General features: G+C 56.1%; 25 protein-coding genes, 1 tRNA gene and 4 pseudogenes. 17 read left to right on the top strand and 13 right to left on the bottom strand.

Translation table 11 applies throughout. The features are described from left to right. The first annotated feature begins 111 nt into the window (after positions 1 to 111). From ABMD26_RS18005 to ABMD26_RS17990, 4 genes are all read left to right on the top strand, one after another. On the top strand, positions 112 to 462 hold the full coding sequence (locus ABMD26_RS18005; protein WP_354311041.1) for a cupin domain-containing protein: 351 nt from the start codon (positions 112 to 114) through the stop codon (positions 460 to 462). A 10-nt stretch (positions 463 to 472) separates the two neighbouring features. Beyond that, complete coding sequence (locus ABMD26_RS18000; protein WP_354311039.1) at positions 473 to 814, top strand: RidA family protein; 342 nt, start codon at positions 473 to 475, stop codon at positions 812 to 814. Positions 815 to 986: 172 nt separating this feature from the next. Then, a complete protein-coding gene (locus ABMD26_RS17995; protein WP_354311037.1) occupies positions 987 to 2378 on the top strand; it encodes an NAD(P)/FAD-dependent oxidoreductase in 1392 nt (463 codons plus the stop codon). A gap of 10 nt (positions 2379 to 2388) precedes the next feature. Further along, complete coding sequence (locus ABMD26_RS17990; protein ID WP_354311035.1) at positions 2389 to 3372, top strand: NAD(P)-dependent oxidoreductase; 984 nt, start codon at positions 2389 to 2391, stop codon at positions 3370 to 3372. Here ABMD26_RS17990 and ABMD26_RS17985 read toward each other — a convergent pair. Continuing rightward, a pseudogene (locus tag ABMD26_RS17985) lies at positions 3346 to 3776 on the bottom strand (DUF3100 domain-containing protein); the annotation flags it as partial. The gene ABMD26_RS17990 and the pseudogene ABMD26_RS17985 sit on opposite strands and share 27 nt — an antisense overlap. 682 nt (positions 3777 to 4458) lie before the next feature. On the opposite strand from ABMD26_RS17985, the pseudogene ABMD26_RS17980 reads away from it, so the two are divergent. Then, a pseudogene (locus tag ABMD26_RS17980) lies at positions 4459 to 4623 on the top strand (histone-like nucleoid-structuring protein, MvaT/MvaU family); the annotation flags it as partial. A 44-nt stretch (positions 4624 to 4667) separates the two neighbouring features. On the opposite strand, the gene ABMD26_RS17975 reads toward ABMD26_RS17980, so the two are convergent. Beyond that, on the bottom strand, positions 4668 to 4958 hold the full coding sequence (locus tag ABMD26_RS17975; protein WP_354311033.1) for a hypothetical protein: 291 nt from the start codon (positions 4956 to 4958) through the stop codon (positions 4668 to 4670). A 449-nt stretch (positions 4959 to 5407) separates the two neighbouring features. Here ABMD26_RS17975 and ABMD26_RS17970 point away from each other — a divergent pair, with 449 nt between their 5' ends. The 5 genes and pseudogenes from ABMD26_RS17970 to ABMD26_RS17950 all read left to right on the top strand — a co-directional run bounded on the left by ABMD26_RS17970 (position 5408) and on the right by ABMD26_RS17950 (position 8026). Then, on the top strand, positions 5408 to 5629 hold the full coding sequence (locus ABMD26_RS17970; RefSeq protein WP_354311031.1) for a PLD nuclease N-terminal domain-containing protein: 222 nt from the start codon (positions 5408 to 5410) through the stop codon (positions 5627 to 5629). 45 nt (positions 5630 to 5674) lie between these two features. Further along, entirely contained in the window at positions 5675 to 5911 is a 237-nt protein-coding gene (locus ABMD26_RS17965) for a hypothetical protein (RefSeq protein WP_354311029.1), read from the top strand. 279 nt (positions 5912 to 6190) lie between these two features. Next, on the top strand, positions 6191 to 6712 hold the full coding sequence (locus ABMD26_RS17960) for a hypothetical protein (protein ID WP_354311027.1): 522 nt from the start codon (positions 6191 to 6193) through the stop codon (positions 6710 to 6712). A gap of 464 nt (positions 6713 to 7176) precedes the next feature. Continuing rightward, a pseudogene (locus ABMD26_RS17955) lies at positions 7177 to 7510 on the top strand (hypothetical protein). Positions 7511 to 7576: 66 nt separating this feature from the next. Then, positions 7577 to 8026, top strand: coding sequence for an SRPBCC family protein (locus ABMD26_RS17950; protein WP_354311025.1), 450 nt, complete (start codon positions 7577 to 7579; stop codon positions 8024 to 8026). Between the two features lie 263 nt (positions 8027 to 8289). Here ABMD26_RS17950 and ABMD26_RS17945 read toward each other — a convergent pair. Further along, positions 8290 to 8634: pseudogene (locus ABMD26_RS17945) on the bottom strand (SDR family NAD(P)-dependent oxidoreductase); the annotation flags it as partial. A gap of 136 nt (positions 8635 to 8770) precedes the next feature. On the opposite strand from ABMD26_RS17945, the gene ABMD26_RS17940 reads away from it, so the two are divergent. After that, a complete protein-coding gene (locus tag ABMD26_RS17940; protein WP_354311023.1) occupies positions 8771 to 9334 on the top strand; it encodes an AraC family transcriptional regulator in 564 nt (187 codons plus the stop codon). Between the two features lie 388 nt (positions 9335 to 9722). On the opposite strand, the gene ABMD26_RS17935 is transcribed toward ABMD26_RS17940, so the two are convergent. After that, positions 9723 to 10885, bottom strand: a protein-coding gene (locus ABMD26_RS17935) for an IS3 family transposase (RefSeq protein ID WP_354311021.1) whose coding sequence is annotated in 2 segments (ribosomal slippage) — positions 9723 to 10633 and positions 10633 to 10885 — 1164 coding nt in all. Because the reading frame shifts where the segments join, the coding sequence is not laid out codon by codon here. A 91-nt stretch (positions 10886 to 10976) separates the two neighbouring features. On the opposite strand from ABMD26_RS17935, the gene ABMD26_RS17930 reads away from it, so the two are divergent. Next, entirely contained in the window at positions 10977 to 11312 is a 336-nt protein-coding gene (locus tag ABMD26_RS17930) for a toxin-antitoxin system YwqK family antitoxin (protein WP_354311019.1), read from the top strand. Between the two features lie 78 nt (positions 11313 to 11390). On the opposite strand, the gene ABMD26_RS17925 is transcribed toward ABMD26_RS17930, so the two are convergent. Together ABMD26_RS17925 and ABMD26_RS17920 are read right to left on the bottom strand one after the other, a co-directional pair. Beyond that, positions 11391 to 12503, bottom strand: a complete 1113-nt coding sequence (locus ABMD26_RS17925) for a YagK/YfjJ domain-containing protein (RefSeq protein ID WP_354311017.1) — start codon at positions 12501 to 12503, stop codon at positions 11391 to 11393. Positions 12504 to 12861: 358 nt separating this feature from the next. After that, a complete protein-coding gene (locus ABMD26_RS17920; RefSeq protein ID WP_354311015.1) occupies positions 12862 to 13074 on the bottom strand; it encodes a helix-turn-helix transcriptional regulator in 213 nt (70 codons plus the stop codon). Between the two features lie 1462 nt (positions 13075 to 14536). Between ABMD26_RS17920 and ABMD26_RS17915 the strand changes: the two genes are divergently transcribed. Together ABMD26_RS17915 and ABMD26_RS17910 are read left to right on the top strand one after the other, a co-directional pair. After that, positions 14537 to 15079, top strand: a complete 543-nt coding sequence (locus ABMD26_RS17915; protein WP_354311013.1) for a hypothetical protein — start codon at positions 14537 to 14539, stop codon at positions 15077 to 15079. 566 nt (positions 15080 to 15645) lie between these two features. Then, entirely contained in the window at positions 15646 to 16614 is a 969-nt protein-coding gene (locus tag ABMD26_RS17910; protein WP_354311011.1) for a DUF932 domain-containing protein, read from the top strand. A gap of 407 nt (positions 16615 to 17021) precedes the next feature. Here ABMD26_RS17910 and ABMD26_RS17905 read toward each other — a convergent pair. Further along, positions 17022 to 17111 (bottom strand) — tRNA-Ser (locus tag ABMD26_RS17905). A gap of 213 nt (positions 17112 to 17324) precedes the next feature. Here ABMD26_RS17905 and ABMD26_RS17900 point away from each other — a divergent pair. The 3 genes from ABMD26_RS17900 (at position 17325) to ABMD26_RS17890 (ending at position 19853) form a co-directional block, all read left to right on the top strand. Beyond that, positions 17325 to 18014, top strand: coding sequence for a crotonase/enoyl-CoA hydratase family protein (locus ABMD26_RS17900; protein WP_049862116.1), 690 nt, complete (start codon positions 17325 to 17327; stop codon positions 18012 to 18014). 84 nt (positions 18015 to 18098) lie between these two features. After that, positions 18099 to 18821, top strand: coding sequence for a lysophospholipid acyltransferase family protein (locus ABMD26_RS17895; RefSeq protein WP_354311009.1), 723 nt, complete (start codon positions 18099 to 18101; stop codon positions 18819 to 18821). Positions 18822 to 18881: 60 nt separating this feature from the next. Next, positions 18882 to 19853, top strand: a complete 972-nt coding sequence (locus ABMD26_RS17890) for a magnesium and cobalt transport protein CorA (RefSeq protein ID WP_056843743.1) — start codon at positions 18882 to 18884, stop codon at positions 19851 to 19853. Between the two features lie 37 nt (positions 19854 to 19890). Here the strand turns inward: ABMD26_RS17890 and ABMD26_RS17885 are convergent, their stop codons facing one another. From ABMD26_RS17885 to ABMD26_RS17860, 6 genes are all read right to left on the bottom strand, one after another. Then, entirely contained in the window at positions 19891 to 20616 is a 726-nt protein-coding gene (locus ABMD26_RS17885) for an amidotransferase (RefSeq protein ID WP_354311007.1), read from the bottom strand. Positions 20617 to 21152: 536 nt separating this feature from the next. Then, positions 21153 to 21986 (bottom strand): transglutaminase family protein, encoded by an 834-nt coding sequence (locus ABMD26_RS17880; RefSeq protein WP_049862120.1) that lies wholly within the window; start codon positions 21984 to 21986, stop codon positions 21153 to 21155. After that, positions 21983 to 22933, bottom strand: coding sequence for an alpha-E domain-containing protein (locus ABMD26_RS17875; RefSeq protein ID WP_049862121.1), 951 nt, complete (start codon positions 22931 to 22933; stop codon positions 21983 to 21985). Before ABMD26_RS17875 ends, ABMD26_RS17880 begins: the two co-directional genes overlap by 4 nt. A gap of 12 nt (positions 22934 to 22945) precedes the next feature. Further along, positions 22946 to 24355, bottom strand: a complete 1410-nt coding sequence (locus ABMD26_RS17870; protein WP_049862122.1) for a circularly permuted type 2 ATP-grasp protein — start codon at positions 24353 to 24355, stop codon at positions 22946 to 22948. A 376-nt stretch (positions 24356 to 24731) separates the two neighbouring features. Beyond that, positions 24732 to 25073 (bottom strand): ribonuclease E inhibitor RraB, encoded by a 342-nt coding sequence (locus ABMD26_RS17865; protein ID WP_049862123.1) that lies wholly within the window; start codon positions 25071 to 25073, stop codon positions 24732 to 24734. Between the two features lie 220 nt (positions 25074 to 25293). Continuing rightward, positions 25294 to 25530: a hypothetical protein gene (locus ABMD26_RS17860; RefSeq protein WP_049862124.1), complete on the bottom strand. Its 237-nt coding sequence runs from the start codon at positions 25528 to 25530 to the stop codon at positions 25294 to 25296. Positions 25531 to 25704: the final 174 nt, after the last annotated feature.

Below are 25704 nucleotides of genomic sequence, written 5' to 3'. Positions count from 1 at the left end.
CGCTACGCCCGATGACGGGTCCTTTCTGTTATATGCACGCTGCCCGCTCCAGTGCAAAAGTGGCCCGTGTCGCCATTACCCCTAATCCAAACACAACGCCTGAGGGAACCCATGAGCCACATTCTGACTGTCGTGCGCAACGCTGCGGCCTCCCCTCTAGGGGAAGCCGCACCGGCACGCTTGCCGATCGGCGAACCGATTGCCCTCGCCGCTACGGGCCAGGCACAAAGCGATGACGCCGTTGGCGCGAGTATTGGTGTCTGGGAAAGCAGCCCAGGTGTGTTCCGCCGTCACCTCAAGAACCGTGAGTTCAGCCACATCGTCAGCGGCTGGTGCATCTTCACGCCCGACGGCGGCGAACCGGTGGAACTGCGCGCCGGCGATGCGGTGCTGTTCCCCGAGAACTGCGAAGGCGTATGGGACATCCGCGAAGCCTTGCGCAAGACTTACGTACTGTTTTAAGGAGCGAGTGATGATTGAACGTATCAACATTGGCCCACGATCCAGCCAACTGGTACTGGTGGACGGCCGTATCGAAACCAGTGGCATCGTCGCCCTGGCGCCCCAGGAGGCGATTGCCGAGCAGACCCGTTGTGTGTTGCAACAGTTGGAGCAGTCGCTGGCCCAGGTCGGTGCGGGCAAGGCAAACCTGACACGCATGCAGATCTGGCTGGCAGACATGAGCGAGTTCGCTGCGATGAACGAAGTGTATGACGCTTGGGTTGGCGAACAGCCGCCCGTGCGCGCGTGTGTCGGGGCCGCGCTTGCCACGCCGCACTACCGCATCGAGATCCAGGCGTTCGGCCAGATCTGACGCCGCCTTTTACATCCTTCAAGCTGTCGCGGACCTATTGGCTTGCGTCAGCTTTTTCATTATGTGAACCCGCGTCAGCGTTCTTCTATCAATTGTCTCCTGCGTCATAGCGGATTGTCGGCACCACTGCGCACCATACGATCACAAAACAACATGCTCGAAGGCACCCCTTATGTACCGTGGACTCTGGTATGCCCAGGCGCTGGACCTGGACAACGATCTGGCCCCTGCCCTGCAGGAATCTGTTAAAGCGGACGTGTGCATTGTCGGCGGTGGTTACCTCGGCCTGTGGTCCGCCATTCGCATGAAACAGGCGAATCCGGAAAAAGCTATCGTGATCGTCGAGCGCGACCGCTGTGGGGCCGGGGCCAGCGGCCGCAACGGCGGTATCGCTACCAACTGGTGGGGCAAGTACCTTTCATTGCGAACCATTTGCGGTGACGTCGAGGCGCGGCGTATCTGCGAAGCGGCGGAGTCGGCGATCAACGAGATCGGCAGCTTCTGTAAGGAGCACGACATCGACGCGCAGTATCGCAAGGACGGTTGGCTGTGGACGGCTACCAACCAACGCCAGATGAACTCCTGGCGGGTCCTGACTGACGGCCTGCAGAGCCTGGGTGTCAACCCATTCCAGGAACTGGAACGGCAGACCATCCAGAGTCGAGTCGGCTCGCCTCTGGTGCTGGGCGGTATCTACGACCCGAACGCCGCCACGGTACAGCCGGCAATGCTCGCCCGTGGCCTGCGCCGTGTCGCACTGAAATTGGGCGTGAAGATTTACGAGAAGACTCCGCTCACCCGCCTGGAGCAAGGCGCGAACCCAGTGGTACACACCGAGCATGGCACCGTGCGAGCCGAACGCGTGGTGCTGGCGATGAATGCCTGGGGTGCACGCTTCCCTGAGTTGCGTCGGATGATTGCGATCATGTCCAGCGACATGGTGGCCACTGCACCAATGAAGGCCAGGCTGGATGCCATCGGCTTCAGTGGCGGTGAATGCATGACGGATTCGCGCACGGTGCTCAACTATTGGCGCAACACCCCGGATGGCCGTATCGTTTTTGGCAAGCCTCTGGGGCAGTTCGCCTACGCCGGGCGTATTGGGAACCTCTATGAAAAACCTTCGCCGGCGGCCAGCAGGGTAGCCGCCGAGATGCGTCGCCTGTACCCACAGCTGTCCGACGTGCCGATCGTCAGCAGTTGGACCGGCCCGATTGACCGCGCGATGAAAGGCTTGCCGAACTTCGGCTACCTCGACCACCACCAGAACGTCGCCTACGGAATCGGGTTTTCCGGCAATGGCGTGGCTACCACAGTATTCGCCAGCCGTATCATCAAGTCGTTGGTCGAACATGCCAATGACGAATGGTCCAACTGCGGCCTGGTCAACCAAAGCATGAAGTTGCTGCCGCCCGAGCCGTTCCGCTTTTTCGGTGCTCACATGGTGCGTGACGCGCTGGTACGCAAAGAGTCTCTGGAAGATCACGATCAGGACGCCGGCTTCGTCACTCGCCAATTGGTCGCCATGGCCCCAGCCGGCTACGTGCCGGCACAAAAGAAATAAGGATGTGATCATGACTGAACAGATCGTCTTCCTCGACGACGAGGGGTTGGCGTCCTCCACGCGCCTGAAACGCCCGGATTGCGAGCACAGTTGGCAGCAATTCGCTTACACCCGCCCTGAGCAGGTCATCGAGCACCTCAAGGACGCGACCGTTGCGCTAACGTGCAGCGTGCCGCTGCGCGAAGAACACCTGCGACATTTGCCCAGGCTGAAAATGATTTCACTGGCCCTGACCGGGCGAGACATTGTCGATGTCGACTACTGCGACGCGCATGGCATCGAGGTGTCCAGCGTGCCTGGATACGCTGCCAATACAGTGGCTGAACACAGCTTGGCGATGATTCTGGAACTTTTTCGTCGCCCAGCCGCATTCACCCGGCTGATGCGCCAGGTGAGCGTCGGCGAGGCGCCCTACCAGAATATCTACTTCAACCATCGCATCCGTGATGTACGTGACAAACAACTGGCGATCATCGGCAGCGGACCGATTGCCATGCGCCTGGCGCATGTAGCGCGAGCCTTTGGCATGCAGGTGCTGTTCGAGGATCGGGGTGGCAAACGCCTTGGCCCGGACTGCCGTCCACTGGCTGAATTGCTGAAGAGCTGTGATGTGTTATCCATCAACTGCCCATTGACGCCTGAGACGCACAACCTCATTGCGGCAGAAGAGCTGGCGCTGATGAAGCCAGATGCAGTGGTGGTGAACACCGGTCGGGGTGGAGTCATCAATGAAGCGGCGCTGATCGATGCATTGCATAACGGCAGGTTGGGGGGCGTGGCGCTGGACGTGGTCGAGCATGAGCCGTTACACCCTAGTAATCCTCTTTTCTCATTAATTGATCGAGATGATTTTCTGCTTAATCCGCACATTGCCTGGAGCAGTGAGGATGCCATGCAGGAGCTGATGGACAGTGCGGTGGACAACATCAGTGATTTCGCTGCCCGGCAATGGTCGGCCAAAAAGGTTAGCCTCCCGCTTGATACCGAGCATTAAGGCTACTGGAAGCCCTAGAATTACGGTGCCGACGAAGTGACCGAATTCCTGGAAGATTAACGCCCAATTAGAAGCAAATATTACGGGGAGCGACCCCCTACTACCAAACCGAGCTTAGCAATGAAAATCAAGAGCGCGGGTTGAAGGATGGATGCTGCGCGTAGCTGAGTTCTGGTGTCGATCCCAATAGCGTTCGGCAGTCGCTTACTTGCGATTCCCACTGCTGCCCCTAGCAGTAGAGACCACACCATGGGTAGCAACACGATCTTTCTAGAACCGAGAGGAATGCTGACTGATCCGATCAATTCGGAAAAGATGAGGATAATTGCAGCCCAGATGTAGAGCTTGGCTGTAGCTGACACTGCTCCGTTGTCACCTAGAAATGACGCATGAGTGTATTGCATGTTTCTCCCCTAGCCTGCTGATAGCCGTGGCGGCCGAATCAAGAGTTTTTGTGTTTTCAGGGTGTGTCGAAGACATCCAGGGCAGATTCAGAGTCCATCTGATCGATGTTCACGCGTAAGGCGATTTTAGTTTCGAAGGCGCGATTACCTCAAGGTAATTCGACGGCCCGCCGCATAGCAGCAGCGTCACATAACCACTCATTTCTCAACACCGGCTCTACCGGCGTGAGTGGAGTATGCATCCGGTATAAGAGCGAACCAACACCACCGATTTTATTTATAGTTGCGCTTGGGTGAACACTGAAAGCAGCGAGGTTGCAGCTCTAGCGAGTTAATGATGGCGTATCGACATACCTCAAATATGAAGGCAGAGCTAGGGACACAATTTGTGAAGTGGATCATGCGCATGAAATAAGGGATCGTCTTGGCTTGCTGCCTCGCTATCCTTTCTACACTTTGATTCGCGGACAAATACGTCGGCAGATACACTCGTTCGAATGGCACATATGTGCAAAGACACATGTACTCAAATGCTGATAGCAGCTTTGGGAACATTCATTCGACCAACGGCAGCATTAATCAGTACATAGGCAAGCGGGAAGGAAACTTCGCCATACGAATCCGGCACTTACGGACTTCCACCCGCTGGATACCAGAGCGTTCAGTATAACAATCTAGCCGCATTGACGCTGCCCCAGCCAAGGCTAGTCGCAAAGCTCGAGCGCTGAAGGTCTATAAGAACCCGCACAACGGTGAGGTAGTCGAAACCAAGGGCGGTAATCACAAGACCCTCAAAGAATGGAAGGCTGAACATGGCTCGGACACAGTCGAGTCCTGGTTGTCCTGATCGCATCTTCTAGGCCCGTAGGCGCTGTCAGTGCACCTACGGGCTCAGCCCAGCTTCCGAATGCGGGTTGAGAACTCGGTGACCTGCTCGGAAGATAAGCATTCGAGGCTCCCGAAGTGTTGAAGGTGCTGAACCATGATCTCGCGGCTTCCCGGTTGGCCGCTGACAATACGTCTGCAGGTCTTCTCCAAAATCAACCTGGCGAGCTCTGGATTGTCGATTTTTGACGCGTCAAAAGCTAAGGCAACCGCGCTAGCCAGCTCCCCTAAATCCGGGTTCGCTCTGGGCAAGGCGCGTAGGGCGTTTAGTTGCCTAGCTGTGATCGGTAACGACATAAACCCTCTATGATCAACGTGTAACCAGCACGCTTGCTACGTCCTTTAGACATTTGCTCCAAGCCTTAAACAACAACTAACAAGGTTAGTCTATAGGTTTTCTTTCCGTCAAGGTCATGGCCATCCGCCCCTGCTAGGCGTGTGACGAACTCAGTTTCGCTATCTTCTGTCTAGACATTCGGTTGTGAGAGCCACCGCGATGACCAACGTAAGAAATTTGTGGGCGTATCAAGATCTTGCTATCACCACCCACAGGCATAGTGCCTGGTAGAACGCGGACATCTTCCCTCTCATAGGTACATTGGCCCTGCAGAGGTAAAGGCAGATAGCTTGATTGATCCTGCCTTCCGGGCATAGGGATGAACAGTCAATCGCCAACCTGAAATGATCGGGAACTTGCGCAGACCGGTGACTTTCTTCTGTAGGTGATCCCTAAGGAGTGATGAACCGTGGAAACCTCAACTTTCTGGACGGCGTCCGCTGTGATCGTCTTGCTGCTAGACATCTGGGTACTGACAAGCGTGTGGCGAAGCACCAAAAGCTCTGGTACGAAGCTAGGCTGGACGGTGTTGATCTTCATATTGCCGGTTGTTGGACTCGCTATCTGGGGCATTGCGGGGCCGAGAGGTGTTGCTATCCCCCCAACATCTGATAGTCATAGCAAGGGCTGAAACCAATCACCTCAAACCTGTAAAAAGCTTTCATTGGAGGTAACCATGTCAGATTCAAATTTGAAAGATATAGCCGATAGTAACCAGTTCCGTCCTGAAAATACTGATCCTCTTAGCCCCGGTCGTACTGACTTGAATCCGAGTGATGAGGCAGGCATTGATGAGCTGCCTCACAACGAAGTCGATGCGCCAAGCGATGAGTCAACCAATCCCTACGAGAAGGGCGTACCTGATATCGATCCCAACAACGCTGAAATGGATGACCAGCCAAACCCCCGATAACTTGATCGGCTCACTGAATGTCCCGCTGTGATCCGAATTCGGGGTCATACTAGAAATGTGGATCGTTAGCCGAGCGGTAAGGAACGTCCCTAACCGGGGCACTCCGACGATTCACAAAGGTGCCCTCAAGGGCTGAAACAGTTGCCCTAGAGCCTGTGTTTACACAGCGGTGACGCTTAAAACGCGTAGCGGAATGTCTGCTCGATGCAGGTTTCAGGGCTTCAGAACGACTTGATTTGGGTAGGGGCTTTTTCGCCGCATCTTGCAAGGAATGGATCATTGAAGCGAATCATCACGGGTGGTACCCCCAAGGATGTACATCCTGAAGACCCATCTAAAATATTCGTGACGGTACGCGACCGATTGGATTTCTATCGGAACGAAATACAATGTGAAACAACTGTTCTGTCTGACCGCAGTAATGCCTACCTAGGTGCACAGTCGTTTTTGGTAGTTGTCTATGCGTCGACTATGGCGAACTTGAATTCAGAATGGGGCAAATTCTTCACACTGGTGCTACCCGTTCTCTTAGCCTTGTTTGGAGTGTTGCTTTCGATTCAGGCTTGGCCGGGACTCAAATCGTCTTACGACGTTATCGACCATTGGTACTCCAAGCAAACATTCATGTTGCGCAACGAACCGCTAGCAAGTCTTGATCGCGATGGCGCTCCTCTTTTTCATTATAGAGAAACAATGAAAAACGGAAACAACAAAGCTCTCGCCTTTTCAATGCGCACGCCATGGATCTTCGGTAGCTTATGGGTTTTACTAGGTTGCTTTTCAGTGTATGTGCATTTTTGAAATCTAAATAACTAGTGACGCATGCTGGGCCTGCGCTTTTCTAAAACAATCTCGAACGTTCATCTAAAGGCATTTTGTTACCTACTGGTTGAGAAGCAGGGTTGCAATCACTCCACCACGGATGGATTTTCGTAAGAACACTTTGCAGCTATTACCAAAGTCCATAGCAACGGCTCCGCCTTGGTGGAAAAAAAGGTCTGTCGTTGCCAACCAGGCGCACAGGGCACTGACACTGAAGAACGGAAGATGGAAGCCCGATAGGCTGGAGACATGCAGTAGCTCGGTTTACTACAGCTGTTCGACGCGGCCCGTCCAACTCCCAGCCGCAGTGACGGTAAGCACGACCAATTGCAGCGTCTTGCTCACACGAAGGTAAGTAACTCCGTATCCCATAACTTTGGCTAATCTCACCAATCTGGTAGAATGGCATAAGCATTTGTAACCTAAGAAATCCGAGACTTTACATGAGCTCAGAACTTACAGAAGAAGAGATGAGACGTGCGCTATTCGGCGGCGCCGAGGTCTCTGCGCCTGCGACGTCTGCAGAAGCGTCAGACCCTGCTCCAGAGATCGGGGTCGAGCTTCCTCCAAAATCCTCAACCAAAAGGACATCAGCAAATGCTTTCACACCTAGGCTTAGAGTCATCCTGCGAGTAGGGAATGATTTCGAAGGCCATACCCAAGAGATGACCCATGAGGCTGATACCCTGAGCACGCTCCTGGCAGAACAAGAAGCTACCAAACTGGCGAGAAAAGAATTTCAAGTATGTCGAAGTGGTTTCAGTTAAGCCTATCTGATTCCATCAAGCCAACTGCACGCCTGCGCCACCGTCAGGCGTGCCATACAGGACAAGGAAAACCAACGTGGCTTCAGTCAAACACACTGCCATCATCGACGCAGACCCTCAGACAATTTGGCACGTCCTCAGAAAGTTTGACAGTATCGCTGAGTGGCATACTGGAGTAGCACACTGCACTGTTGAGGGTGGGAAATCTGCGGACATTGGTGGCTCCATCAGAAAGCTTACTCTTGCCGACGGGGGATTTGTACGTCAGAGACTTCTGTCCGTCGATAATGACCTGATGGAATTTTCATATGGCCACGAGGAATCAGAGCTTTGTATTATCGATTTTCTAGCTGCCGTAAAGGTTAGGCCAGAAGGAAATGGCTCACGAAGTACGGTAACGTGGCAAGCGCATTTCGATATGATCGATCAGGACGGAACCTATCATTCGATTGTCAGTGCCTTCATTATCGAGGGCCAGCAAAGCTTGGCCTCAAAGCTTATGGCTAGCATAACAATTACAGACTGAAGGCATGAATTTGACATGTGACGTCTAACGTCGTCTGGTCAGCTTGTCGCCTTGGATCCCAACGTTCGGTGAAATATGATATTCGTTAGTCCAAGGCCGCGAGCGACCCCTTTTATGTCTTGCTGATCTCGTGTCCATCTTAGCTGATCCGCTTTTTTCGCTGCGCCAAACTGCAGGAGGGCATACGAACCGCCGCATGACCAGTAAGGTGATCCACGACTAAACGCGTAACCACGCGCTTTCCTCGATAGGTGTAACAGATGGTGAACGTTAAAAAGGCCGTCAAACTTTGCCTCGGTGACTGACTTCAGCGGACTAAGCAGGCCGTAGCCCACGTTGTTCACCAAGCCTGCGAGCACTGTCGGGCCCCAGACTTCCTGAATGACCGTGTCAAAGTGCTGCGAAAACCCTGGAAGCTGCAAACGTCGGCGACATCGAGTTTGAGCCCAACGGCTTTACCGCCAGACTGCTCAATGCGCTGCATGACCGCCTGCGCAGCCTCTGGGTGAGCGTTGTAAGTGAGGACGAGGCCCATGCCGCGTTACGCTGCGTGTTCTGCTGTACTGGCCTATACCTCGGCTGCCACCGGTGATGACGATTACGCCCATGACCATCTCCGCTGCTCGTTGAATGAGCCTCCACGGTAAGGGACTGGGGCTTGATGAGCGCGACGGTTCCTGCTTCAAACCTGCCTGTTTCTGCTTTCACTTAGACTGCGCGCAGAGCCACGTCAGCATGCCCGGCATGAACAGCAAACTGAATGAACTGCGCACCCTCGCCGCCATTGCCGAAAACCGTCGCACCAAGACGGGCATCCCGCGCGTTGCTATGGTTAAGGGCAAGATCCCGGAGCACATGCTCGCTGCGGTCTACGACCCGATGATCAACCTAATTTTGCGGGGCAGTAAAACCATGAAGGTGGCGACCGTACGTTGCGGTACGACCCGGCCACTTAATTTCGTCATGTCCATCAAGCTACCAGCCGTGGGCGCTGTCCACCCTGCCGTCACCGGCGAGCCATACCTGGCGGTCAGCTTTACGCTCGATCCCATGGTGCTTACGACACTGCTGGCGGACCTGCTCAAACCTGCCGGGCGACACGATAACGATCCAGGCTTTTCGGTCGCCGCTACCACACCCGAGTTAATGGACGCCTGGGTGCGGATGCTGCGCTTGATGGCAAGCCTGACGACATTGAGGCCTTCGCTCCTGCATAAGAGCGCGAGATTCTGTATCGCGTGTTGCAAGGGCCCCATGGCTCGATGTTGCGGGATATCGCGGCGCCCGACACGGCCATGGCCAGGGTAAACCAGGCCATCCAATGGATTCGTCGTGACTACGCCGAACCCATCAACGTCGAGAGCCTGGCGCAGCGAGCAGCTATGAGCGTCTCGGCGCTCCATCGTCATTTCAAGGTAGTGACTACGTTAAGCCCTTACAGTATCAAAAGCGCTTACGCCTGCTGCAAGCGCGCATGCTGATGATCGCCAGTGCCAAAAGCGTCACGTAGGGGGCATTCGAGGTGGGTTATAAAAGTGCGACCCAGTTCAGTCGAGATTACGTACGAGTGTTCGGATTACCTGCAGCGAGGGACGCGGGCAGAATCCTCGAAGCGACAAAGCCTAGGATTACTGCGAGTACAGTTGTGGCTTCCTAGGTGACAGCCATACCCGCCACGTTAGCGGAATTGTAGTGGTCAACAATTCCCGGACACTAAATTGAGTTTTTCCTCAGCGACCGCAGGCGCTAGCCCTTCGTTGAACTGATGCGGTCGCCGCCAGTTGTATCGCTCCATCAGGAACCGGCCGATGTCCTGTTGCGCTAGCGCAGCGCTCATGTAGCCGACCGTCGGTATCCATTCAGTTTTCAGGCTGCGAAATAGCCGCTCCATCGGCGCGTTATCGTGGCAGTTGCCGCGCCGACTCATGCTCTGTGTGAAGCGGTATCGCCATAGTCTTTGGCGGAAACTCCTGCTGCCATACTGGCTGCCCTGATCGCTATGAAACATTACGTTTTGCGGCCTGCCCCGCTGCTCGTAAGCCATGTCCAACGCCTTGATCACCAAGTCGGCGTCGGGCTTGGATGAGAACGCCCAACCCACAACACGGCGGGCACAAAGGTCGATGACAGCCGCCAGGTAGTGCCATCGACCCTCAGCCCAAACGTACGTAATGTCACCGCACCAGACCTTGTTCGGGGATGTAACGTTGAAGCCCCGATCAAGCACGTTCGGAATATCAGGCCGCTCCACAGTAGCCTTTTTGTAGGCATGTGAGCCCGGCTGTTTGCTGATCAAGTTCATCTCGCGCATCAACCTACGTACCTTGAATCGCCCGATCTGCATGCCGTCCTCTTTCATCATCAGCATGATGCTTCGGCTGCCCGCAGCGCTTCGGCTTTGCGTGAACAGCTCGTTCACGCGACTACGCAAAACCACCCGTTCGGCATCCGGATACCGACGTTTTCGGCAGTACGCGTAGTAGCAAGATCGGGTTACTTCAAATACCGAGCACAACAGATCAATCGGCTCTTGAGCCCGCAGTTGATCGATTAACGCGAACGCTCGTGTTCCTCGGCCATCAAGAGCGCGGTGGCCTTTTTTAAGATCGATTTTTCCCGTTCTAGCCGATTGATACGGGCTTCGAGTTCCTGGATTTTTTGCTGCTCAGGCGTCAGGGCTTTGCTGGTCGGAGTAACACCGCCACGCTCCTGCTGGACCTGGTTCACCCAACGACGCAGAGCCGACTCAACCAGCCCAAGCGAACGGGCTGCTTCGGTATGGCTGTAGCCTTGATCGAGCACCAGGCACGCCGCCTCGCGCTTGAACTCAGGGGTAAAGGCACGACGTTGCTTGGTCATCAGACACCTCTCTGTGGCGAGCATTCTCGCCTAAATGGGTGTCCGGTTTCATTAGACCACTACAGCGCCTGATGGAAGGAAGACCGGTGAGGTGCCGTATCACGCCGGGCGTGTTAACGGGGTAGTGAGGGTATGGGATGCTGGCACCGGTCATTTGATCAAGGAAACCACATTCAAAGATGGATCTCCGGACGGCCCTACCAAGGAATGTTTTGAGAATGGCGAAGTGATGAAGGTCGGCGAGTACAGAAATAACGTTTTCTACGCTGCTCCCGCCATCAGCCAACCGGACAGCAGCGAGATTGATAGCTGCGTTAGTGACTACATCGACAAGTTCCAATCCACTAACGGCGCGGATGCCCCGATCAATAATGAGCAGCTTGGAGAATGGGAAAAGTGGTGCAGCAAAGGACATCGCTCGAACTGAGCTATCAACCTAGAAGCCAGCGAAATCGCTGGCATTCATGCAGGCGTTGATTGGTGGTCACTAAAGCCCCCGCCGGTATTAGCTCAACCATTGACTGTCACCTTTGCCAGGGGAGCGAGGCCGCCCGGGTCTCGGCCTCGATGGTGGCTCTGAAGCGTGTCCCTTCCAAAGAGATCTGATGCCCGGGACTGAGAGCCTCAACAATTCATCCGGTTCGGTGATGTACTTCGCAAATTTCTCCAGACCCACACGGGCATCGCCGTCGGTGTGGTGGATAAGTCCTAGAAAACAAATATTCTTTTCCTGGTATCGCTCCTTGCGGGCATTGCAGTTGTAGTGGCTTCCTATGCCTTCCGTGATGACCTTGTCCCAATGCTGGCCGATCTGCATGGCGACCTCAGTATCCATCCAGTTTCCGTTACCGTCGAAGAAGATAACCCAGTGGCTGTGATAGCCCTTGCGCATGCCCATCTCTAGCCTAGCGGCATAACCTTGCATAGGACCGAACGTGCCTGCGTTGAGGTCCCTTAGCATAGCCTGTCGGTGCTGGATGACTGTCTCTGGTGTCATTCCACGCCGGTACTGTTGCTTGTAGGAGAGGTCTAGACGGATGATCATCATCCTCGAATGCCTGCCAAAGAGACGTTTGAAGTACTGCATGAGGCTCTCGTAATTTTTCTTGATGGGCCTTCGGTAATCCCTCAAGCGTCTTCGGAAATCAGGACTCAGGAACTCTTGACGGATCTCACCCACGCATTGGTTGAGCCGGTTGACCAAATGCGGTACGTTCTCTCCCCGGGCAGTTCGGATATGAAATTCACCCAACATCATGCCATGGCGGTTCACGGCCATAAGGAAGGTGTCGAAATAGGGGTTGAATTTCGACAGCGGGAACATCTCGAAGATGTCCATTATCTCACTTCTTAGGCAGCGAAGAAACCATCCACCGAAGCGGGTTACCTTCACCTTATGCTCTCCAACGCGGGCTTTCTCGACACTGAACAAATCATGCACAGTCTTCTTTAGCTTTTCGAGCATCGGTTTCACCCGATACACGAGTGTCATCCTGACCTGATGCTCCTCATCGGGTGTCAGCACCCCGTGCTCGTCAGAAGCTAAACTTGCTGCAAGAAATGAGGGGATTGCACCCTCCATGGCGTCAAGCGCACCATGGTCGTCAGATAGGTTCATCGGTTGACCTTGATAACCAGAATGATAGGTTTGCAGGCAGCAGTCGTCGGCTCGGTATTCGCGCGAGTGCTGTTACCCATATGGAATTGGCGGCTAGTAGATTTCTGCAGGGGGCTAGGGATAGATCCGAGCGATCAAAGAGCCCGTCTGACTGATGCGTAGAGTTGATTTTGGATTGTATTTATTCTGCTACTTCGGATTCGATTCTTTAGGTATACGAAATCCAAGCTGATCCAAAGCCAAGATCTGTCTGGCTTTGACGCACATTTCTGTGCTGGAAACTAGTACGCTAGCCGTAGCCGGCCACGAGTTCGTCGCCGGTGCACGGATCGGACAGTTTAGGGATTTGAAACAGAAGCTATTGATGCGTCAGAACGGCGGCCTCCATACCAATGTCTCGCTCTTCGATGCGAGCTAGTAGCCAATCATAGACCTCGCTGTCTACCCACCCAACGCACCGGTCGCCGAGCGTCACGGGCCGTGGAAAAATCCCGTCGGCTATGTATTTGTACACCGTAGATCGGGACAACCCTGTCGTATCAATGACGTCTTTCAGGCGCATTACTCTCATAGCTGCGATCCTCTGTTATTCGCAGAGGATCAGGTACAGCAGTATTTCTTCCGGACGATCACTTACTCGCCTTTGAAGCACTGTGCAGTCCAGACCTAAACTTCGGCCAAGCCCGAAGCGGATTGGCTAGATAGCCAGTAACTATCCATGGCTTCGAAGTCAGAGGGTGGTGAATCAGGCTAGGGTAGCGGCTATTGATGTGCATGGCATTTGTCGTTAGCACGGCATAATTTTCGGAATCCCTCGTCTTAGAAAACGAGCTTTCAGTCAAGTGTGCTGGCCGTAAACAAAATAGCCATCCACCCTCCTCGACATATGCTGGCGTACGCCCCTTAAAAAGTTCATCCAGGATATTGCTGGCAATCCTCAAAAGCTCTCTCAAAAACCATGTTAGATTTTCGTCCGAGATGCCGGAGGGTGCCAAAGCGCTAATCACCCGAGCCCTCAGCCGAGGGCTTTCCACAGGAATTGCGCTAGGCATCGACATCATTTCCGAAATCACTAATAGGAAAAAATTATCACAAAAAGCCCGTATTTCCTGCCTACTGGTGATCTCACCTATTACGGTATGGCATAGCCACCTACGGCCAACGGCCTCACCCTCGCCGGTAACACGCTTCCAATCTGCACGAGTAATCGTAACTCCACTCCAAGATGGGTATAGCCCCTGCCAGCAGGGATGAAGAAGATTTAGGTAAACACAGCTTTTTGTAGTACGAAAGACACTACGTCCCGTAACGCCAGGTACGACGAGGCCAACGAACCCAAGCTCCTGCAATCGCTGCATTTGCGTCTTCAGCTGATGTTTAGGGTTAAAACCGGTGAGCCTGCTGAGCATCCGGTCACTTACTGCAGACACACGCCCATCCGCCCCAGCTAGACACAATAGAATTCCCAAAAGCAGCGCGTTGTTTTGCTTCAAAACCTGACCTGCAAAAGCTACCAACACCATTGCGAAACGATCATTGTAGGTGAGCGTATGCCTAATGGCATCGATGTTGGGCACTCGGATTGGTGATAACGTTACATCCGGGTCAAAGCGGCCATCTCTGATCCATCCGCAAAGCTCCAGATCTCGAAAAGCGCGAAATTCCTTTCGCCGGGAGATGCCAACGCTTTTACAGAGTTCTGCACTTGGGGACCGGCCTACAGGTCCGGGCTGTCCGAGAAGCAAAGCAAGCCTTAACGCTAACCACTTCGCGTCACCAGAAGATAGATGCTTCCGAGCTGTGCACCGGCTGGTTGCGGAAATCGGCGTACGTAAGATCCCTTGCAGGACAGCCCCAAGCCATTCAGCGTCCATGACCACCTCGCCTAAAACCACAAAATACCGCCTGGTATAGTGACATGTCACGATCTATCTCACAGCACATGTCACGCCATTTATCTGATTTTTACCCAACCCTTTTGACGAGCGTATCTTACGGATGCTATCAAGGCTTTTTCCACAGCCGGAGGTCTTATGGGATCAGCTTATGAATCACTGTCAAGCTGGATCAGAGATGGCGGTCCGGCAAAGGCAGCTTGGGCGCTAAAATACTTTCAGAAAAAGTTCGGCCCTCAGATACTATCTCTCGATAATGTGACCTCTTACATTTTGTATCACAGCAACCCTAAATCAGTCATTGACGCAGCGAAAGTTGCATGGCGGCAGGCCAAAAAAGCACAGAAGCTTAAAGAAATAGATAAAAAACCCCTGCAAGTTTACTTAAAAAACGACTCGATCAAAAAAATAGATAAACATTGCCGGTGCTTAAAAGTTAACAGAAGCCACTTGATCGAGTCACTAATCTCCCAATTTGATCAATTAAGCCAAAATGAGCGCACAGTTATCTTTGCGCAAATTGATAAAAAGCACTATGAAGTAGAACTACTAAAGGCCAATTGCAGGCTTCAGAACTTAACACTGAAATCTGAAGCCATGGCTTATCCATACAAGCATCCAGAATCGATCGAAGAGGATGCAGTGAATAGAAACCCAGGATACAGCGGTCGAATTTACTAATTATCCAATAGCTTTTTTGATTCTGCGACGCTCAATTACCTAACCACATATTATCCGTGGTGATGAATTGTTATTATTAAGCAAACCCCAAATCAAATTGTGACTGCAGCCATTGACGCTAGTTAGACTATAACAATATTAAATATACCTCAATTATACTTATAAAGCAAAAAAAATAAGATCTATATAACTAAGGCGACCAATCATTCTGGAGTCGCCATGCCGATCTCATGCCCGCAATGCCAATCCCGAAAAACCGCCTCTATAAAAACTACGCGACGTCTAGCGTTGTGTGCCGAGGCCGTTAACGTGCTCATTCTTAGCCGCCTCCAGGCGCGTTATCCGGCCGTACCAAAGTCCGCTGCTTACATTACGCTCGAGAAGCTTTCTCAGAACCTAGTGGCGCCGCTCGCGAGCTCCGTTCAGCTCAAGCTTAGAAATATACCGAGCGTGGGCTTCCATACCCATGTTTGCCTAAGCTGTGGGTACATGTTCGATCCAGTGATCAAAGCGGTTCAATATCCAAACAATCGGAATTAATCTAACTCTGCCTAAGGTAGTTAATCATGGCTCATGAAGTGAAGCAAATGGCGTATGCCGGCGAAACACCTTGGCATGGTTTGGGGAATCGTCTCTCGCCCAACCAATCGCTTGAGATATGGCAACGCGAAGCAGGTATGGACTGGCGGATTGAATCCAGCGCCGTTCATTTCAAGTCTGCTGGATCAAGTTTATTGGCTCCGATCCATACTTTCCCTGAGCAGAAGGTGTTGTACCGTTCTGATACACAAGAGCCACTCTCAGTCGTCTCGCAACGTTACCAGGTCGTTCAGCCTAACGAGGTATTAGAGTTTTATCGGGACTTGACTGAAAAGTCAGGCTACGAGCTCGAGACCGCAGGCGTGCTCAAAGGGGGGAAGAAATTCTGGGCATTGGCGAGAACTGGCCAGTCAGTCGCTTTGAAGGGGGGTGACGAGGTGGGCGGCTATTTGTTGCTCGCCACATCTTGTGACGGCACGCTCGCCACCACTGCGACCCCCACCACCGTTCGAGTCGTCTGCAATAACACGCTGGCATTATCGCTCAATGGCAGTACGACCGCTATCAAAGTCCCCCACAACACACGTTTCAGCCCTGACCTCGTCAAGAAGCAGTTAGGCATTGCAGTATTACGCTGGGAGGAATTCATGTACGAGATGCGGATCCTCAGTGAGCGAAAAGTCTCACGCAAGGAAGCCGAGGTGTTCTTCAATCAGGTACTCAGCGTCGCCAGCACCAGCGCCTCTCCACAGGGCCAACACAACAACCGCCACGCCATTGCGAGAGCAAACAGTTTATTCGACGGTAAAGGCAAGGGATCAGACCTGACATCAGCCAAAGGCACCGCATGGGGGCTGCTGAATGCGGTGACCGAGTTCGTTGATCACGAAAAACGAGCTCGATCCGCCGACTACCGGATGGACTCCGCCTGGTTCGGCCAAGGCGCCGCCCTCAAGCAAAGAGCTCTTTACAGCGCATTAAGTTTAGCGGCGTAGCAAGAGCAGACCACCAACCGATACCTGCTCGCCATGTGGCGGGCTCTATGTGGCTGCTGCAGATGAACATCAGCTCAATTACGTGAGAACCAGAATGCACAAACTCAAAATCGTATGCGCACTGCTCACGCTCGCAGTCGCACTGTACTCGGCGACCCTGGTCGTAGCGGTGAAGATCAACCTAGCACTCGCAGTGATGTGCTGCGCAATGCTGATCGCGTTGCTCTGCAGCTTTATAAGCGCTCTGTCCACGCCACCTGAAACCTGTGAGGACTTTCGCTCCTCTGCAGCGCTGTAAGCACATAGAGGTTCGCGGAGACGCGACATTGAAGTGGGGGACCGGATGGGGGAATAACAAACCTTGGAAAACAGAAAGCCCCGCATAGCGGGGCTCTCTGGGTATAATATGGCGGTGAAGAAGGGATTCGAACCCTTGATACAGTTTCCTGTATACACACTTTCCAGGCGTGCTCCTTCAGCCACTCGGACACTTCACCGTTTCTCGTCAAACCTGTTCGATCTGTCGAGGCGCGCTAATGTATTCGAAAGCGTTCGTGATGGCAAAGCTTTTTTGCAAGTTTTTCATGCGCTTAAGCATAGCGCAGGATTTCTGCAGACGGGTTGACGTGACTGGGCAGTCAGTCACGGCGCTTTACCCAGCCGGCGAGGCTGGGTAACGTCGGCGCCACAACCTCATAAAGGAATAACGCATGAACGAGCTGGTCGATTACCGATTCGAGGACGGCATTGCCACCTTGACCCTGAACAACGGCAAGGTGAATGCCATCTCGCCCGAGGTCATTGCAGCGTTCAACGACGCGCTGGACCAGGCCGTGCAGGCGCGTGCGGTGGTGATCATCACCGGCCAGCCCGGCATTCTCTCGGCGGGCTACGACCTCAAGGTCATGACCTCCAGCCCGCAGAATGCGATCAGCCTGGTCACCCAGGGCTCTACCCTCGCCCGCCGACTGTTGAGCCATCCGTTTCCGGTCGTCGTCGCCTGCCCGGGGCACGCGGTGGCCAAAGGTGCGTTCCTGCTGCTGTCGGCCGATTACCGGATCGGCGTCGAAGGGCCTTTCCATATTGGCCTGAACGAGGTGCAGATCGGCATGACCATGCACCATGCCGGCATCGAGCTGGCGCGGGATCGACTGGGGCGTGCGGCCTTCGAGCGCTCGGTGATCGGCGCGGAAATGTTCGACCCGGCCGGCGCGTTGCAGGCCGGTTTTCTCGATCAGATCGTCGCGCCCGAGCAGTTGCAGGCAGCTGCGCTGGCTGCCGCCCAGCGGTTGCAGAAGCTGAACATGAAAGCTCACGCCAAGACCAAACTCAAGGCACGTCGCGCGTTTCTGGAAACCCTCGACGAAGCGATCCTGCTCGATCAGGAGCAAGGCTTCTGACAGCGAGCGGCACGCCAGACCCGCAATTGCCGATAGGGGTGCACGACCGTACACTGATGTTTTCCATTCAAGGTATTGCGCAGGATGCTCTACGCCGTTCGTCTCGTGTTGTTGGGGCTGCATTTCATTGCAGTGGGTGTGCTGGGATTGTTGCTCGGGCTGTGTCGACCGTTTCATCCCGACAACACCCGGCTGTTTGCCCGGCTCTATTCACTGCCCGCCAGACGGGTGCTGGGTGTAGAGGTCGAGGCGCAAGTGGATTCGCTGAACGCGCAGCCGCCCGGTTTCGTCATGGTTGCCAATCATCAGTCCAACTACGACCTGTTCCTGCTCGGCGGTATCGTGCCGCCGCGCACGGTGGCGGTCGGCAAGAAGAGCCTGGGGCTGATCCCGCTGTTCGGTCAGTTGTTCTGGCTGGGCGGCAACATCCTGGTCAATCGCGAGAACGCCCGAGAGGCCCGCCGCTCGTTGCAGCTCACGTCGAAAACCCTGCGTGACCGCAGCACCTCCATCTGGATCTTTCCCGAAGGCACCCGCAACGGCACAGATGAACTGCTGCCGTTCAAGAAAGGCGCCTTTCACATGGCCATCGATGCCGGCGTGCCTATCGTCCCGGTGTGCATCAGCCGCTATCGGCGCACCCTGCGCCTGGGCCGCTGGCGCAGTGGCCAGGTGCGTGTACGGGCGCTGGCGCCCATCGCCACCCAAGGCCTGACGCACAAGGACACCGCCGAGCTGTTGCAACGCTGCCGCGCCCAGATGCAGCAGACGATCGATGAACTGGACCACGAACTGCGCCGCGCCTAGACACTCCTATCCACAGCAGACCCATACCGGGCCGCCCCGCCAACCGAAGAAGTGAACATCATGGGCCGAGTGGTCGCCGCCGCCGTATACAGCGCGGGCAAGAAGATTACCGATATCAATCTCGACGAAGGCGCGCAGTGGGCACGGCGCCCGGGGCATTTCGTGTGGATCGGCCTGGAGCAGCCCAGCGCCGAGCAGATGAGCCAGTTGCAGAAGCAGTTCGACCTGCACGAACTGGCCATCGAAGACGCCCTGGAGGTGCACAGCCGGCCCAAGCTGGAGACCTTCGGCGATGCGCTGTTCATCGTCACTTACTCGCCCATTCGCCGCGACGACAAGGTGGAGTTCGTCGAGACCCATATCTTCGCCGGGCGTGGCTACATCATCACCTGCCGCAATGGCCATTCGGCGTCCTATGCCTCGGTGCGCAAGCGCTGCGAGGCCCGACCACTGCTGCTGGATCACGGTGAGGATTTCGTTCTTTATGCGCTGCTGGATTTCGTGACCGAAAACTATCAGCCAGTCAGTGAGACCATCCACGCCGAGATCGAAGCACTGGAACGCAGGGTGCTCGGAGGTTCGCTCAACGAGGCCGACATCCAGCACCTGCACGGGCTGCGCCGCGAGCTGCTGCGCATGCGGCGCTACGTGGCGCCCATGGTCGAGATCAGCGAGGAGCTGCAACGGCTGGACTTCCCGTTCATCGACAAGAACATGCGCCCCTACTTCCGCGACGTGCAGATTCACGTGACGCGGCAGATGGAAGACCTGGGTACCATGAGCGACATCGCCACGCAGACCATCGAGATCGGCCTGCTGCTGGAGTCATCACGACAAAGCATCACCCAGCGCAAGTTCGCCGCCTGGGCTGCGATACTGGCCTTCCCCACGGCCATTGCCGGCATCTACGGGATGAACTTCGAAAACATGCCCGAGCTGAGTTGGCACTACGGTTACTACATTGTGCTGGGCGTGATCGTGTCCGGCTGCAGCGGCTTGTTCGCCGGCTTCAAGCGCGCCGGCTGGCTGTAGCCCGGCGCAAAAAGCCTTCACCGCAGCCCGTTCCCCTTCACTGGGCGGGCTGGGTACCCTGCGCCACGAAACGCATCATCCACTCCGCCACGGTGACGCCGTGGTGATCGCGGTCGAGGCTGGCAATCGCCTGCTGATACACCGGCTCGCCCAGGTGCTGCTGACGAATGTCGAGCAGCGCGCGGGAGTAGTCGTGGATGAACTCCGGATGACCCTGGAAGCACAGCACCTGATCACCGATCTGGTAGGCCGCGAACGGGCAGAATTCGCTCGACGCCACCACCGATGCGTCCTTGGGCAACGAAGTCACCTGATCCTGATGGCTGATGAGCAGGGTCAGGGTCTCGATTTCCGGGGTCATCCAGGGCGCGCGATTGGCCAGGCTGTACTGATGGGTTCCCACGCCCCAGCCTTGGGTGGCGCGCTCGGCCTTGCCGCCCAGCAGCAGCGCCAGCAGCTGATGACCGAAGCAGATGCCCAGCAGCTTGTCGCCACGCTGGTAGCGCTCCAGCAAGAACGTCTTCAGCGTCTCGATCCATGGGTCGGTGGCAAACGAGTCCGCTTTGCTGCCCGTCACCAGATACGCGTCGTACTGGACATCGGCGGGCGGATACTCGCCATTCATCACGTTGAACACAGTGAACCGGGCGGGAATGGGTTGGCTGGCAAACAGCCTTTCGAACATTCGTCCATAGCCATGGTATTGCTCGACCAGTTCGGGCCGCAGGACGTCGGTTTCCAGAATGCAGATGTTGAGGGTCATAGGTCACTCGAAGAAGAGGGAACGCAGGTGACAAGCCTGCCCGTTAATCGATTCCGCTGGCAAGTGAAGCCGCTTCGAATTTAGCCGATGAACGGTAGATCGCCTCTGCACACGGGCATTCCCGATCTCGGCTGTCTAGCCCGGCATGTTCGAATTTAGCGGAAGAGTTCCTTAGTCGAACTCGATTCGAAAAACCCGCCCAATTGCAGCAAAGCGTTCTAAGCCGCGCCAATCAAGGGTTCTAAGGTAAAAGCATGACTATTGATGCCGCCGATTGCGTGCATCGAGTCGTGGGGGTGCACCTTTTCGCCAAGCTCAACCCAGGTTGTGGCACGCGTTGGCGCCAGGAAGAACATAACTCATAGGCAGTCTGCCATGTTCAAACATCCGAAAATCCGTCAGGCCGGACTCATCGTGTTCACCATGACCCTGGTACTGATTCTGCCCAATCTGGGCAGGTTGTTCAGTTGAACGCTGGGAGCCAGGCATGAAACCGTCTTCGAGCCCGCAGCCCAGCGATGGCGTCGATTGAACGCCTAGCCTTGGGTCTGGCTCTGCGATTGGGGCTGACCGGCCACGCTGACGACAGGCGCACTCGGCGCGACCAGGACCTTGGCGTGCATCTGTTCGAAACCACCACCGCGACGCATGCCGCGCACCGGGCAGGCGTCCAGGTAATCCAGGCCAACCGCCAGCTTCAGGTGACGTTCGGGACGCGCGAGTTGGTTGGTCACGTCGAAGCTGTACCAGGCGTCGTCCAGCCAGGCTTCGGCCCAGGCGTGGCTAGCCATGTGCTCGGTGTCCTCGGTGAACAGATAGCCCGACACATAGCGCGCCGGGATGCCGAGGCTACGAGCGCAGGCAAGAAACGCGTGGGTGTGGTCCTGGCAGACTCCGGCACCGCTGGCAAAAGCTTGGGCGGCACTGGTGTCCACGGCCGTTGCGCCGCTGGTGTAGGCGATGCGCTGGTGCAGGCCTTGCATCAGGTCGATCAGGCCATTGCGATCGCGCCGGGTGGGGCACTGCTGGGCGGCGAAGGCACGCAGGGCATCGTCGGCGTCGGTCAGCCGAGTGAAGCGCAGGAACGGCAGAGGTGATTGCGTTTCGTGTTCGGCTTCACGGGTCTCATCGATTTCGACCTGGCCACGCGCGCCGATGATGATCGCATCATGGGGATCGTCCAGGGTCAGCACGTGCAGGATGTTGCCGAACGGATCGAGCTGGGCCCGCACGGGACGCGGCAGGTCCAGTTGCCAGCTCAGGATGCGCTGGCGCTCGCTGTCGTGAGGTGTCAGCCGCAGGTACTGGATGCTGGCCCGCACCTCATCATCGTAGTGATAGGCGGTTTCATGACTGATGTTGAGCCTCATACAGCCTCCAGATAGGAACTGTGAATCGCGTTGCCCAGCTGGCGCACCAGTGGGATCTGTTCGTTCAACCACTCATGCAGGCCCTCGTCGAGGATCTCGCCAATGCCGGTGTAGCGCAGACGCGCGTCCAGCTCGGCCGCCAGACGCTGGGCCGGGCGGCCGTTGGCACCGGGCAGGTCGGCGAGGATCTGGTTGATCTCCTCGGTACAGGCGCGCAGCGAGCGCGGCACGTCGGCACGCAGCAGCAACAACTCCGCCACCGGCTTGGCCGCCGGCGCGTCGCGGTAGATCTCGGTGTAGGCTTCGAAACTCGACAATGCACGCAACAGCGCGCTCCATTGGTAGTAACCCCGTGCCGAGCTGTCGTCGACCGAATAGGCCTCATCGCCGAGCATTTCGTAACGTGCATCGAGCAGACGCAGGGTGTTGTCGGCACGCTCGATGAAGGTACCCAGACGGATGAAGCGGAAGGCATCGTTGCGCATCAAAGTGCCGTAGGTGGCGCCGCGAAACAGGTGGGCGCGCTCCTTGACCCAGTCGCAGAAACGGCTCATGCCGTAGCGACCCACGCCCTGCTCGGCAATGCCACGAATCTCCAGCCAGGTGGAGTTGATGTTCTCCCACATGTCGGCGGTGATGCGTCCACGCACCGCATGGGCGCTGGCACGCGCCGCCCCCAGGCAGCTGTAGATGCTGGCCGGGTTGGCCGGATCCAGGGCGAAGAAATGCAGCAGGCGCTCGGCGTGCAGCTTGCCATGGCGTGCCAGGTAGTCTTCCAGGGTGCCGGTGATCAACAGCGGCATGGCGATTTCATCCAGGCCGTCACCCCGGCCGTCCTGGGGCATCAGCGACAGCGAATAGCTGACATCGAGCATGCGCGCCAGGTTTTCGACGCGCTCCAGATAGCGCGACATCCAATACAGATCAGAGGCAGTTCTACTTAGCATTGGCAGGCATCCTTAATCCTCGACCACCCAGGTGTCTTTGGTTCCGCCGCCCTGCGACGAATTCACCACCAGCGAGCCTTCACGCAAGGCCACACGGGTCAGGCCGCCGGGCACCACGCGGGTTTCGCGGCCGGCGAGGACGAAGGGGCGAAGATCGATATGGCGTGGCGCTATGCCGTTCTCGACGAAGGTCGGGCAGGTCGACAACGACAACGTGGGTTGGGCGATGTAGGCATGGGGCCGGGCCTTGATGCGCGCCCGGAAGGTCTCGATTTCCGCGGCACTCGCACACGGGCCTACCAGCATGCCGTAGCCACCCGAACCCTGGGTTTCCTTGACCACCAGATCCGGCAGGTTGGCCAGCACGTGGGAAAGCTCCGAGGGCTTGCGGCACTGCCAGGTCGGCACGTTCTTGAGGATCGGTTCTTCGTCGAGGTAGAAGCGGATCATGTCGGTCACGAAGGGGTAGACCGACTTGTCGTCGGCTACGCCGGTGCCGATGGCATTGGCCAGTACTACGTTGCCGGAGCGATACGCGGCCAGCAGACCTGGCACGCCCAGCATGGAATCGGGGTTGAAGGCCAAGGGGTCGAGGAAGGCGTCGTCCAGGCGACGGTAGATCACGTCCACCGGCTTGGGTCCGTCGGTGGTGCGCATGAACACCTTATCGTCACGCACGAACAGGTCGGCCCCTTCCACCAGTTCCACACCCATCTCGCGCGCCAGAAAGGCGTGCTCGAAGAATGCACTGTTGAAGCGACCCGGCGTCAACACGACCACGCTGGGGTTGTCGATGGCGCTGGAGCTTTTCAGGGTGTCGAGCAGCAGATTGGGGTAGTGATCAACAGGTGCGATGCGCTGCGCCGCGAACAGCTCGGGGAACAGGCGCATCATCATCTTGCGGTCTTCGAGCATGTAGCTCACACCGCTGGGCGTGCGCAGGTTGTCTTCGAGTACGTAATAGGTGCCATCACCGTCGCGCACCAGGTCGACACCGGAAATGTGCGAGTAGATGTCGCGGTGCAAGTCCAGGCCTTGCATCGCCAACTGATACTGCTCGTTGGCCAGTACCTGCTCGGCAGGAATGATGCCGGCCTTGATGATGCGCTGGTCGTGGTACAGGTCCGCCAGAAACATGTTCAGTGCCTTGACGCGCTGAATGCAGCCACGCTCCACGATCCGCCATTCGCTGGCAGGAATACTGCGCGGAATGGTGTCGAAAGGAATCAGCCGCTCAGTGCCCTGCTCGTCGCCGTACAAGGTGAAGGTGATACCGGCGCGATGAAACAACAAATCGGCCTCGCGTCGACGCTGGGCAAGCAATTCCTGCGGCGTCTCGGCCAACCAACGGGCGAACTCCCGGTAATGCGGGCGAACCTGGCCGTCGGCATCGTACATCTCATCATAATAGGTGCGGCTCATGCCGTACTCCTTGTCACCCGGACCCAAGAGCCTTCGCAAGGCCCGTGCCATCGGCATATGTGCCATTAAATCAAGTGCTTGGGATCCCTGATCGAGAACCGTGCACCGTTCTTGTGCGGCAATGTCCGAACGCCGATGACTTGCGCTTCATTGCGAAGCGGATTGTTCAAGCGGCTTGACTCTATGACCAGCATAGACAGAGTTGAATTCAATAGCTTGCGGCGTTAGCTGATAATTATTTCATCGAAACCGGCAAAAGCTTGGCGCTTGCTGGAATCCATCGAATTCCCATTCGCCGCTCCCTTGAGAGCGGCTTTTTTTTGCCTGTCATTCGCTGGAAAGAGTGAACCACCGCACCGCCGTGGTTCACTCCGGCTCAGGCCTGAGGACGCCTGACTTCGTGCTTGACGCCCCAACCTTCGATCTCACCGCCCAGGGGTTCGACCACGGCTTCGAAATCCTGCTCGAATTCACCGATGCCACCGTGGGTGGCGTACATCAGTTTGCTCAATTCCAGGTGCCAGGCACCGTCGTCGCGCTCACTGATCTGGGCGTTGAGCGACTCGCCGCGAAACTTGCCGGCAGCCGTGCGCGCCCGGTCTTCGTCGGGAAAGACCGCGTAGAACTCGATGGGATGGATGCGGGCGAAATCGAAGCCGCCCTCTTTCATGCGGCGTAATACATTGCTGCTGATGTCTTCTTGATAGGTTGTGCTCATGAATCGTCTCCCTCAGCAATAACGACGGATAGACTTTCAGTACTTCCAGAACCTCCTCGGGACAAGGAATGGGTGCGGTGCAGCGTCAGTGACGCAGCGCCTGGAATCGAGCGTGTTGCAAGAAGCGGGATATAAAGACGAGCAGCGAGATCCGCGAGGACCTCGAGCGCAGAGTAACGCGAAGGCCGGGCCTGTGCCAATGGCCCGGATCACTCGCGGTTCACACGACTTCGGTGATGGCAGTGATTTCCACGCTGTGCTGAGACTTGAGCGTCTTGGCGACCGGCGAGGCTACGGTATCGGGAAGGTTGACTTCATCCAGCTCGGCTGCGACCGGGTACAGCCTGGAGCGCACGAGGGTCGCCGCCTCTTCGATCGACGGGCAGGTGTCAGCATTGATCGCCATGCTGTCCAGGACGCCATCCTTGTTGAAGAAGCTGATTTTCCACTCTTTCATTGTTGTACATCTCCTCGACGCAATTCAGGCAGGAAGCTGCTGGATAGGCTCACTCAACGTTGACTCGCAACGCCCGGCATTCGTTCCGGACGGCAGATTGCCGGAGGTGTGCCGGAACGGGCTCGATCACCCCATGAAAAAAGGCCCCGAAGGGCCTTTTAACAGAGCGTCGGG

Source organism: Pseudomonas sp. PvP001 (genome assembly GCF_040546375.1).
Taxonomy (GTDB): domain Bacteria; phylum Pseudomonadota; class Gammaproteobacteria; order Pseudomonadales; family Pseudomonadaceae; genus Aquipseudomonas; species Aquipseudomonas coleopterorum.
The sequence above is the reverse complement of the archived record's forward strand: the minus strand, read 5'-3'. Positions and strand labels throughout refer to the sequence as shown.

What these genes read in the sequence shown, in the direction of transcription:
- ABMD26_RS18005 (WP_354311041.1), top strand. Translation starts at nt 112, where the DNA reads ATGAGCCACATTCTGACTGTCGTGCGCAACGCTGCGGCCTCCCCTCTA.
- ABMD26_RS18000 (WP_354311039.1), top strand. Translation starts at nt 473, where the DNA reads ATGATTGAACGTATCAACATTGGCCCACGATCCAGCCAACTGGTACTG.
- ABMD26_RS17995 (WP_354311037.1), top strand. Translation starts at nt 987, where the DNA reads ATGTACCGTGGACTCTGGTATGCCCAGGCGCTGGACCTGGACAACGAT.
- ABMD26_RS17990 (WP_354311035.1), top strand. Translation starts at nt 2,389, where the DNA reads ATGACTGAACAGATCGTCTTCCTCGACGACGAGGGGTTGGCGTCCTCC.
- ABMD26_RS17975 (WP_354311033.1), bottom strand. Translation starts at nt 4,958, where the DNA reads ATGTCGTTACCGATCACAGCTAGGCAACTAAACGCCCTACGCGCCTTG.
- ABMD26_RS17965 (WP_354311029.1), top strand. Translation starts at nt 5,675, where the DNA reads ATGTCAGATTCAAATTTGAAAGATATAGCCGATAGTAACCAGTTCCGT.
- ABMD26_RS17940 (WP_354311023.1), top strand. Translation starts at nt 8,771, where the DNA reads ATGAACAGCAAACTGAATGAACTGCGCACCCTCGCCGCCATTGCCGAA.
- ABMD26_RS17925 (WP_354311017.1), bottom strand. Translation starts at nt 12,503, where the DNA reads ATGAACCTATCTGACGACCATGGTGCGCTTGACGCCATGGAGGGTGCA.
- ABMD26_RS17920 (WP_354311015.1), bottom strand. Translation starts at nt 13,074, where the DNA reads ATGAGAGTAATGCGCCTGAAAGACGTCATTGATACGACAGGGTTGTCC.
- ABMD26_RS17915 (WP_354311013.1), top strand. Translation starts at nt 14,537, where the DNA reads ATGGGATCAGCTTATGAATCACTGTCAAGCTGGATCAGAGATGGCGGT.
- ABMD26_RS17910 (WP_354311011.1), top strand. Translation starts at nt 15,646, where the DNA reads ATGGCTCATGAAGTGAAGCAAATGGCGTATGCCGGCGAAACACCTTGG.
- ABMD26_RS17900 (WP_049862116.1), top strand. Translation starts at nt 17,325, where the DNA reads ATGAACGAGCTGGTCGATTACCGATTCGAGGACGGCATTGCCACCTTG.
- ABMD26_RS17895 (WP_354311009.1), top strand. Translation starts at nt 18,099, where the DNA reads ATGCTCTACGCCGTTCGTCTCGTGTTGTTGGGGCTGCATTTCATTGCA.
- ABMD26_RS17890 (WP_056843743.1), top strand. Translation starts at nt 18,882, where the DNA reads ATGGGCCGAGTGGTCGCCGCCGCCGTATACAGCGCGGGCAAGAAGATT.
- ABMD26_RS17885 (WP_354311007.1), bottom strand. Translation starts at nt 20,616, where the DNA reads ATGACCCTCAACATCTGCATTCTGGAAACCGACGTCCTGCGGCCCGAA.
- ABMD26_RS17880 (WP_049862120.1), bottom strand. Translation starts at nt 21,986, where the DNA reads ATGAGGCTCAACATCAGTCATGAAACCGCCTATCACTACGATGATGAG.
- ABMD26_RS17875 (WP_049862121.1), bottom strand. Translation starts at nt 22,933, where the DNA reads ATGCTAAGTAGAACTGCCTCTGATCTGTATTGGATGTCGCGCTATCTG.
- ABMD26_RS17870 (WP_049862122.1), bottom strand. Translation starts at nt 24,355, where the DNA reads ATGAGCCGCACCTATTATGATGAGATGTACGATGCCGACGGCCAGGTT.
- ABMD26_RS17865 (WP_049862123.1), bottom strand. Translation starts at nt 25,073, where the DNA reads ATGAGCACAACCTATCAAGAAGACATCAGCAGCAATGTATTACGCCGC.
- ABMD26_RS17860 (WP_049862124.1), bottom strand. Translation starts at nt 25,530, where the DNA reads ATGAAAGAGTGGAAAATCAGCTTCTTCAACAAGGATGGCGTCCTGGAC.